Origin of the sequence: Microcystis sp. LE19-41.2A, assembly GCF_027530405.1 — a bacterium.
Taxonomy (GTDB): Bacteria; Cyanobacteriota; Cyanobacteriia; order Cyanobacteriales; family Microcystaceae; genus Microcystis; species Microcystis aeruginosa.
In genome coordinates, this window is sequence record NZ_JAPZQJ010000059.1 from 1 (window position 1) to 8239 (window position 8239).

General features: G+C 41.2%; 14 protein-coding genes. 10 read left to right on the forward strand and 4 right to left on the reverse strand.

Annotated elements, in window-relative coordinates; translation table 11 throughout:
* Positions 1-126: 126 nt before the first annotated feature.
* Entirely contained in the window at positions 127-384 is a 258-nt protein-coding gene (locus O9290_RS02765) for a hypothetical protein (RefSeq protein WP_288086671.1), read from the reverse strand.
* A gap of 110 nt (positions 385-494) precedes the next feature.
* Positions 495-743: a Ycf34 family protein gene (locus O9290_RS02770; protein WP_002760106.1), complete on the reverse strand. Its 249-nt coding sequence runs from the start codon at positions 741-743 to the stop codon at positions 495-497.
* A 94-nt stretch (positions 744-837) separates the two neighbouring features.
* Here O9290_RS02770 and O9290_RS02775 point away from each other — a divergent pair, with 94 nt between their 5' ends.
* Positions 838-2070 carry a tRNA nucleotidyltransferase/poly(A) polymerase-related protein gene (locus O9290_RS02775; RefSeq protein ID WP_288055688.1) on the forward strand — a complete coding sequence of 411 codons (1233 nt, stop codon included), beginning with the start codon at positions 838-840 and terminating at the stop codon, positions 2068-2070.
* A gap of 296 nt (positions 2071-2366) precedes the next feature.
* Here O9290_RS02775 and O9290_RS02780 read toward each other — a convergent pair whose 3' ends face one another.
* Together O9290_RS02780 and O9290_RS02785 are read right to left on the reverse strand one after the other, a co-directional pair.
* Positions 2367-2816 (reverse strand): DUF6933 domain-containing protein, encoded by a 450-nt coding sequence (locus O9290_RS02780; protein WP_288086674.1) that lies wholly within the window; start codon positions 2814-2816, stop codon positions 2367-2369.
* A gap of 277 nt (positions 2817-3093) precedes the next feature.
* Positions 3094-3912, reverse strand: a complete 819-nt coding sequence (locus O9290_RS02785) for a carbon-nitrogen hydrolase family protein (protein ID WP_149988346.1) — start codon at positions 3910-3912, stop codon at positions 3094-3096.
* An 86-nt stretch (positions 3913-3998) separates the two neighbouring features.
* Here O9290_RS02785 and O9290_RS02790 point away from each other — a divergent pair, with 86 nt between their 5' ends.
* From O9290_RS02790 to O9290_RS02830, 9 genes are all read left to right on the forward strand, one after another.
* Entirely contained in the window at positions 3999-4631 is a 633-nt protein-coding gene (locus O9290_RS02790) for an HAD-IB family phosphatase (protein ID WP_002803033.1), read from the forward strand.
* Positions 4632-5275: 644 nt separating this feature from the next.
* Positions 5276-5947, forward strand: a complete 672-nt coding sequence (locus tag O9290_RS02795; protein WP_288059911.1) for a PEP-CTERM sorting domain-containing protein — start codon at positions 5276-5278, stop codon at positions 5945-5947.
* Between the two features lie 113 nt (positions 5948-6060).
* Positions 6061-6300 (forward strand): hypothetical protein, encoded by a 240-nt coding sequence (locus O9290_RS02800; protein ID WP_288059910.1) that lies wholly within the window; start codon positions 6061-6063, stop codon positions 6298-6300.
* 6 nt (positions 6301-6306) lie between these two features.
* Entirely contained in the window at positions 6307-6540 is a 234-nt protein-coding gene (locus tag O9290_RS02805; RefSeq protein ID WP_002745620.1) for a hypothetical protein, read from the forward strand.
* Between the two features lie 153 nt (positions 6541-6693).
* Positions 6694-6921 carry a hypothetical protein gene (locus O9290_RS02810; protein ID WP_147070616.1) on the forward strand — a complete coding sequence of 76 codons (228 nt, stop codon included), beginning with the start codon at positions 6694-6696 and terminating at the stop codon, positions 6919-6921.
* A 6-nt stretch (positions 6922-6927) separates the two neighbouring features.
* The gene (locus O9290_RS02815; protein ID WP_061432741.1) at positions 6928-7176 is read left to right on the forward strand and encodes a hypothetical protein; all 249 of its coding nucleotides are present in this window, start codon (positions 6928-6930) and stop codon (positions 7174-7176) included.
* A 68-nt stretch (positions 7177-7244) separates the two neighbouring features.
* On the forward strand, positions 7245-7460 hold the full coding sequence (locus tag O9290_RS02820; protein ID WP_288059909.1) for a hypothetical protein: 216 nt from the start codon (positions 7245-7247) through the stop codon (positions 7458-7460).
* 1 nt (position 7461) lies between these two features.
* A complete protein-coding gene (locus O9290_RS02825) occupies positions 7462-7779 on the forward strand; it encodes a DUF4258 domain-containing protein (protein WP_353852117.1) in 318 nt (105 codons plus the stop codon).
* On the forward strand, positions 7718-7996 hold the full coding sequence (locus tag O9290_RS02830; protein WP_353852116.1) for a YgiT-type zinc finger protein: 279 nt from the start codon (positions 7718-7720) through the stop codon (positions 7994-7996). The genes O9290_RS02825 and O9290_RS02830 overlap by 62 nt, the downstream gene beginning before the upstream one ends.
* Positions 7997-8239: the final 243 nt, after the last annotated feature.

The window sequence follows — 8239 nt, forward strand, 5'->3', positions numbered from 1 at the left end:
ATTTCCCTGACTCGGTGCATTGGTTTGGTTGGCTTTTCGGTGGTGATTAGTTCATCAGCTTGAATTTGCAGCGCAGCAGCAACATGAAGTGCATCCATCGCCGCTAAACCGTAAGTGCCAGCAATTTCATGACTCACTGCACCCTCCTCGACGTGCAGCAAGTTCTTGTTCTATTTCGTCTTCATTGAGCAGTTGCAATCCAGCTGCGATCGCCCGCTGTCGGATTTCCCATAACTTTTTGCTTAATGGTGTTTGGGGAATAAATTTAGCTTCTGGTGTTGTTTGTGACTCAGATTTAAGTATTTGAACAAATTGCCAAACTTTTTGTTGCTTTTCCGGGGTCAATTCTCGCCATTGTTCAAGTAGTTCTTCTTCTTTATCCATAAATACCTCGCTCTTAAATTACGCATTCCTCGAATCGTTGGCTGTCCAAGACATATTTGTGGATTAACTTTCGGCTCTTGTAGTAGATATGTATGGGTAGTTCAGGTGTTTTAGGTGGGAATTGGTTCACCCGGCCGCAAACTAGACCATTTACCGGTTTCGCGTAAAAAGCTTTCACAACCCACCACATCCCACTCCATTTCGATATAATCTTCCTTGGTGCGAATGTTAACGTTAATAGAAGGGTTCTTCGCTTCAAAGTCCGGTGTCTCGGTGAGATGACGTTCCTGATGTTGTGTTTCTACGGCATGATAGGTGAGACAGCGATCAACAAAATAGCAGTTAATACAAATACACATAGGTTTAACTCTATAGGTCTTTTCCGTTAATCTAGCTCAGTCTCTCCCCAAATAGGGCCGGTAAAAATTATATTTTTGTAAATTGCTCTTCTCGATGTCTTGTCAAAAAAACCTAGATAGTTTAGTTAAAGAAGTTTTTGCGATTAATCGGCAAGAATTGCCAGAAAATGCTTATTTAGTCGGTGGTGCTGTGCGAGACGCTTTATTAAACCGTCAGAAAGACTATATTGACCTAGATTTTGTGGTTCCCGAAAAAGCGATCGAAATTGCCCAAACTATTGCCCATCAGTATAAAGCCGGTTTTGTGGTTTTAGATGCGGTTCGTCAAATTGCTCGCGTCGTTTTTCCCCAGGGTACTCTTGATTTCGCACAACAGGAGGGAGAATCTCTAGAAATAGACCTAAAAAGACGGGATTTCACCGTTAATGCTCTCGCTTATAATCTCCACACCCAAGAAATTTTCGATCCTTTAGGGGGATTAAAAGATTTAGGCTGCCAATCCCTGCGGATGATTTCCCGCGAAAATCTCCAGGATGATCCCCTAAGATTATTAAGGGCCTATCGACAAGCGGCTCAATTGGACTTTGAGATCGAACCCCATACCCGTGCAACTATTCGTTCTCTTGCCCCTTTATTACACCGTGTAGCCGCCGAAAGGGTGCAATCCGAGTTGAATTACCTTTTGCTCAATTCCCGTGGCAATAAATGGCTAAAAAGTGCTTGGGAAGATGGCTTATTATCTCTCTGGTTGCGTCGGATTACCCCCGCAAAAATGGAGCGAGTTATGGGGGTGGAAGCGGCAGCGGGATTTTTAGAATCTTTGTTACCGGAAAAATTTATCTTTTCCCCTTCTCAGTTACAGTTGACAAAATTGGCCCTATTGGTATCGGATATTTTGGCAGAAGCGGAAAAAGAGTTAATCGATCTCAAGTATTCCCGTGGGGAAATTCGCACGGTAATGACGGTAATTAAGTCTTTACCTCCCCTCAAAGAAGCAGATAATTTAAGTCTGCGGGAACAGTATTTTATTTATCTAAATACGGGAAAAGTATTTCCTGTCTTTGCCCTTTTTGCTTTATCAATGGGGATTAACAAAAATATCGTCGCTTCTCTGTTGACTTCCTATCTCGATCCCGATAATATTATCGCCCATCCCCGACCTTTATTAAGGGGCGATGATTTAATTAACCATTTACAGCTGAAACCCAGTCCGGTTATCGGTAAGTTATTAACCGAGGTACAAATTGCCCAAATTGAGGGCCAAGTTACAGTTTTTCAGGAAGCGATCGATTTTGCTAAAAAGTTGTTATTAAGTGGTTGGTTATAATTAAATTAAAAATGGAGTTTAGGTCTGATCCCCCCTGCCCCCCTTGATAAGGGGGGTGCCGATAGGCGGGGGGATCTACCCTTGATAAGGGGGGCATCTGACAACTTTTAACGCCTACCTACTTAGCAATTGTTCACAGTTTGGAGAGTTTTGTCTGTTAATCAGAGTTTTAGATTCGGATTGAGTCTCAGGGTTTTGACTTATCCAAAACTCAGATTATCCAAAACTGAGATTTATTTAGTTTTAAGCTGTGAAGATTGGGGAGCGTTTTCTCCTTAGATTAAAACACGACCGTTTTATTGTACTACCTTCGATTGATTCAAGAGATTTTGGTAACATTCGGTCGGGGTACGGTAAGATAAATATTTAAAGGGAGTCTGATTAATTATTTCTGCAAATCTTTCGTTATCAACCGCATTGTACTGATCTAATTTAGCGATTAAATTCTTCATGTTATTCATGGAGCTTACCAGACTCCTATTCTCGGATTTGAGATAATGAATTTCAGGGGAATCGCTCTCATGCCGATCAATGGTGGTAATTTGAGCGATAATTCCCTTAATTCCCTGCTTGTACGAAGAAATTAAGGTGTACAAACTCTTTTCCTGAGTAATGAGAAAAATACCTCTCTTCCTGAGATCAAGGACATCAATTCGCCAAGCATTATTATCGGCGATAAAATCTTCTCTTGACTGCACTTCTCGTTGAAGTCTTTCGGCCGCTTTGCTTGACAAAATCAGATTCATCTCTAAAAATAAAGTTAATTATTTAATATTATAAACCAACTAGATTTTTGGTTCTTCGTTACTTGGTATGGTTTGATCGGGTGGCATAAATCGACTACATCCTTATTAGATGAGCTTACCCTGAGAATCTGGCAAAGAAGGTTAGAAACTCAGTACATCAAAGCTTTTAGCTTAACTAATTAGGTTTTAGATTCGACCCTTGTTATCAGGGAGCAATGTTACGCGAAAAAACCGAGTTAAATCCCAAAATTAGGCGTTAAAATTGTCGAATCGAATTTTAAACAAAAACACGATGCTGTAGGGAAGGCATTTGTCGTCGCACCTGTTGCAGACGTTGGGGATTAATTTCGGCAATTGCCACTCCCGCTTCTTCCCCCGCATCGGCTAAAACCACACCCCAAGGATCGATAATCATAGCGTGACCGTGGGTGTAACGGCGTTCGTAATTATTGCCCGTTTGAGCGGGAGCTATTATATAACAAGTATTCTCGATCGCTCGCGCTTGTAACAAAACTTTCCAATGATCTTTCCCTGTAAAAGCTGTAAACGCCGCAGGTACAAATAAAACATCGGCTCCTTGCTGCGATAAATAGCGATAGAGTTCGGGAAAACGCACATCATAGCAAATCGAGAGGCCAATTTTGCCCAAGCTATCGGAGCCATAAATCGGCGGTAAATCGATCCCTGCCATGACTGTACTCGATTCCTGATAGGTGTTACCATCCGGGACATTGACATCAAAGAGATGGACCTTTTGATAACGGGCTAGTTCCGCACCGTTGCCATCGACTAAAATAGCCGTATTATAAGCCTTATCGGGAATACCCGTCACCGGCACGGGAAAACCACCCCCTAAAATGGTCACTTGAAACCGTTGGGCCATGGTGCGGAGGAATTTATCGGCTTTGAGGGCAATAGTCTCGGCCTGGGCGATTTTATCGCTTTCTGCCCCCATAAAAGCGAAATTCTCCGGTAAACCGATTAATTCCGCCCCTTTACCCACGGCAAGTTCGATCAATTCTTCAGCGGCAGCGAGATTTTTCTCTAAATCCGGCTGACTGGTCATTTGAATGGCGGCGGCGAGATAGGATTTCATGGGGGTTGAAGCTCTAGAGTCGGATAATCTCTGTAAAATTAATCATAACCTTCGATTATATCCAATTTCAGATATTTTGTCACCCCATGAGTAAAATTGTTTTCTGTGACTTTGATGGCACTATCACCGCCGTGGAAACTTTTGCGGGTATGCTCAAAGAATTCGCCCCCCATTTATCAGCCCAAATTATGCCCCAAATGTACGCCCGCACTCTGACTCTGCGCCGGGGTGTCCGTCAACTGCTAGAGTCGATACCGAGCCAAAAGTACGCCGATATTCTCGCCTATGCCGAAAGCAAGCCAATTCGCCCCGGATTAGCCGAATTCCTCGCTTTTTTACAGGAGCAATCCATCCCTTTTATTATTATCTCCGGTGGTATCCAAGGCATGATTGAAACGGTCTTAAAACGGGAGGGACTATTAGATAAGGTGACAGCAATTTATGGGGTCAATCTTCATACTCAAGGGGAATATTTGCAAGTTCATTCCGATTGGGAAAATGAGACGGAATTAGTGGCTAAAGCCTTGATTATGGCTAAATATTCGGGAGTAGAAACTATTGCGATCGGTGATTCCGTTACCGATATTACCATGGCTAGAAGGGCCGATCTAGTTTTTGCTAGGGATCGTTTAATCGATTATCTGCAAGCGGAAAATCAACCCTATATTCCTTGGGATAACTTTTTTGAGATTCGCGAATATCTGTTATTGAGAGATTAGGGATTAGCTGTTATAAGTAATGGTTAGGATAGGCAAGAGGCAAGAGGCAAGAGGTAGTTAGATATGTGTAATTAATTGTGTATAGCTACATACTAAATTTCTCAATTCCCGACAGACATAGAGATTCTAAAACCCAAGACCAACCCGTTAAAAGATTTTTTTACTAGCCTACTCTCAAGGGTAACAATAATTATAAATTTTTGTAAGTTTATGTTGTTAGACCTTACAAAATATTAATTTTTGTTGATTAGACATGACCAAATCGGGGGAGGGGGGGACAATACCGTTATGGCTCTGTGTTGTCATTGAGGAACTAACTTAAAATTTAGTGATTGGCAATTTTGAAAAAATCAGTCTTTCTCCCTTGCCAATGTCGCTTAATTTGAGATTTTCTCCTTTAAAGGGCATTCAGAACATTTGTTTGTTTATTTGTTTTGAGGAAAGTTTCTGAGTATGAAAACTTCGACTGTGCTTAAAAATTGCTCCAGAGTAGCAGCCGGTACTGTCTTTGTAACTTTGGGGATAAGCTAAACGGCTTTTACTTCGGATCACCGATATAGACTCCAAAAGGGTTATAGCTATTGGATCATGCAGGTTAAGCGCCGTTTAGCTTACTGACTACGGGAACCGCCCATGCCGCTGAATTGATTACCAACGGCGGCTTTGAAACAGGTTTTACGGGTTGGAATGTCTCAATACAACCTGGGAGTAACTCGACGAGTGGTTTCTTTATTGATGATGCTAACGGCTCCACGCCTTTCAGTGGTCGAGCAACTGTTGGTCCAGCCAGTGGCTCTTTCTATGCAGTGTCTGACCAAGGCAGTCCGGGAGCCTATGCGCTAACCCAGACTTTTATCGTTCCTGGAGCTGCCTCATCGGTAATTTTGTCTTACGATATGTTCGTCAATGATTGGAGTGGACTTGGACCTATCGTCAATCCATCTGGACTAGACTACACCAGTGTTCCCAACCAACACGCACGGGTGGATATCCTAGTTGCTGGGGCCAACCCCTTCTCAACCAATCCTGCGGATATCGTCGGTAATTTCTATTTAGGAAACGATCCCTTTGCTTCCAATCCTAACCCTTATACTTCTTATAGTTTTGACATTACCAGCTTGGTAGGAGCAGGCGGGAGCTACATTCTCCGATTTGCGGAAGTTGACAACCGGTCATTTTTTAATCAAGGAGTCGATAATGTCAGTATTGATTTTACTCCTCTAGCTACTCCTGTTCCCGAACCTGCTTCAGTCTTGGGTTTACTCGCCATTGGTGCTTTAGGTGCGGGTGCAGCCTGGAAGCGCAAATTAAAATAAAAAACTGGTCAATCTAGCCTTAAATTAGCAGCGATTGCGCTCTATCAATAGAGTGCGATCGCTTTTTTGGGGAGACATTCCAGATTTTTATTAATCTTTGTTAGAATAATGAGATGGGTAATGGCTTTGAGTTGATTGGAGAACTAACCGAAATAGAGATTATCGCCGTCAACCTCTCTATTCGTGAACTCAGAAGGCTAAAAGCGCAGTTTGGGGGTCGTCGATGGCGAAAGCTAAAAGGAGTCGGCTTAGTTCAATTTCCTAAGGGAGAAATCCGCAAAGCTGAACTACACTGGTATGAGTCTCAAGGTATTGGTCGGCGAAAAATGAAAGTTAAACGAGTTTTGGACTAAATATTTATGCAAACACCAGCATCTAACATTGAATTTGCTATCTGTATTACCGCTGAAGAAGGCGGAGATTTAGAGGTTTGTAAACTTTATCAAGTGTTACCTGATGCTAAAGCGCAAGAGGTGGGATGTTTGCGAGTGATTGACGAATCTGGTGAAGATTATTTGTATCCAGAAAATCATTTTGTCATAATAAAACTTCCTGAAACGGTACAAGTCCAGTTATTAGCAGTCCGCCCTTAAATAGCGAGTAAATTATCTGGGCGTTGCTGATAATAAACGACTTAAGCTGCAATACTGACCTTAGAAGTGATCGCCCTCTATAAATATAGCGTGATAGCTTTTTTGGTGTTAGAATAGAGGAAACCATAGTGTTTTGATTGGCTGAGACTTTTTATGCAATCTGATCTTTTCCAGACGACTCAACCTGCTTCAGATGAAGAGATTAAACAAGCGATCGCATCTGCAGCTGAGGAACTGTTAACGCAGCTTAATCCAGATTATCTCATTTGTCAGGAAACATCGGTCATTCGCTTTGCAGATATCCCTCTTTCTGAACAGCAGGCACTAGAGCAAGCGTTAGCAGAACAAGCGCAAGGGAAAATTATCAAATATCGATTTTAACGTAAGATGGCGTATGATATCTGGTTGTCCTTAAGTACTAGAGACTTTTTGAGCAATTTAAAACAAGATGACCCTGAAACTTATCACAAAATCCGCGATCTGTTGCCTGATTTATCACTCCAGAGAGAAGATTTTAAAACAGGCGCTCCCGAAAGAATTGAAGTATTTATTGTCAACCATCTAAAAGTTTATTATAGAATAATACATCGCTTAAAAAGTATTGATGTTATTGATGTCATTGACTTGAGAGAATGAAATAACTAGACTATCAAATGGGAAGTTTGTCGCCATTATTTTCAACGCTTGAATTGAGAAAAATTGCTATGAAAGTTCAAACAGATTTGACGATTCCTGAGATTGATGAAATTAGAAAAGAGGGAGTTAAAGCTCTCGTAGAAAGATTGGGAATTGCTAAAGCGGCCTTCTTTCTAAGAGAAACATCATCCCAACCTCTAAATTATTTAGAAATTAAAGATCAGTTATTTGGCGAAATGACAGCGAAGGATATTTACGATCAAATTAAAGGCGGCTATCACTGAAATTATTGAGGAAATTCGTCAAAAAGTTAGACAAAACCAATTGGAATTTTCTCAACACGCTGTCAATCAAAGTATCCTGCGTCAGATCAGTGTTCAAGAATTACGGGAGGCGATGGAACAAAGCGAAATTATTGAAGATTATCCAGCTGATAAGTATGGCGCAAGCTGTTTACTTTTGGGATTTACTCTAATTAATAGAGCCTTACACATTCATTGTAGCTATCCCTCTCGCCCTTTGCTCAAAATTATTACCCTATATGAACCCGGTCCAAATTTATGGATTGATTTTAAATCAAGGAGAACACCAGATGTCAACTAATTCTAGACAAGAAACCTTAATTGAACAAGAAGTTACCTATACTCTTGAAATCAATGGCAATTTTTTCATTATAGAAAATGTCCCCGCTAGAGTCTGTGTAGAAACGGGAGAGCGTTTTTTTGCACCAGAAACTGTCGAACGCTTGCAGGAAATTGTCTGGGAAAATAAGCGACCAAAACGGGTAATTGAAACACCAGTATTTGACTTTGCTAGTTAGTGTTTAATAGAAAACTGGCAAATCGAGCAACAATTGAAGTCTTAAATTAGGGGCGATTGCGCTATATTTGTAGAGTGCGATCGCTTTTTTGTTTATAATAGTTAGGGTTTGCTGAATAAATCTAAAAACCTTGTTGGATAAGACTTTTAGACCTTTTTGAAATCCAAAAGTGCCTGGCATGGGAGTGATCAGGGGGAAATTCAGGTACTTTTTCCCTGAAAATTAGGTAATTGACCCCCTCAA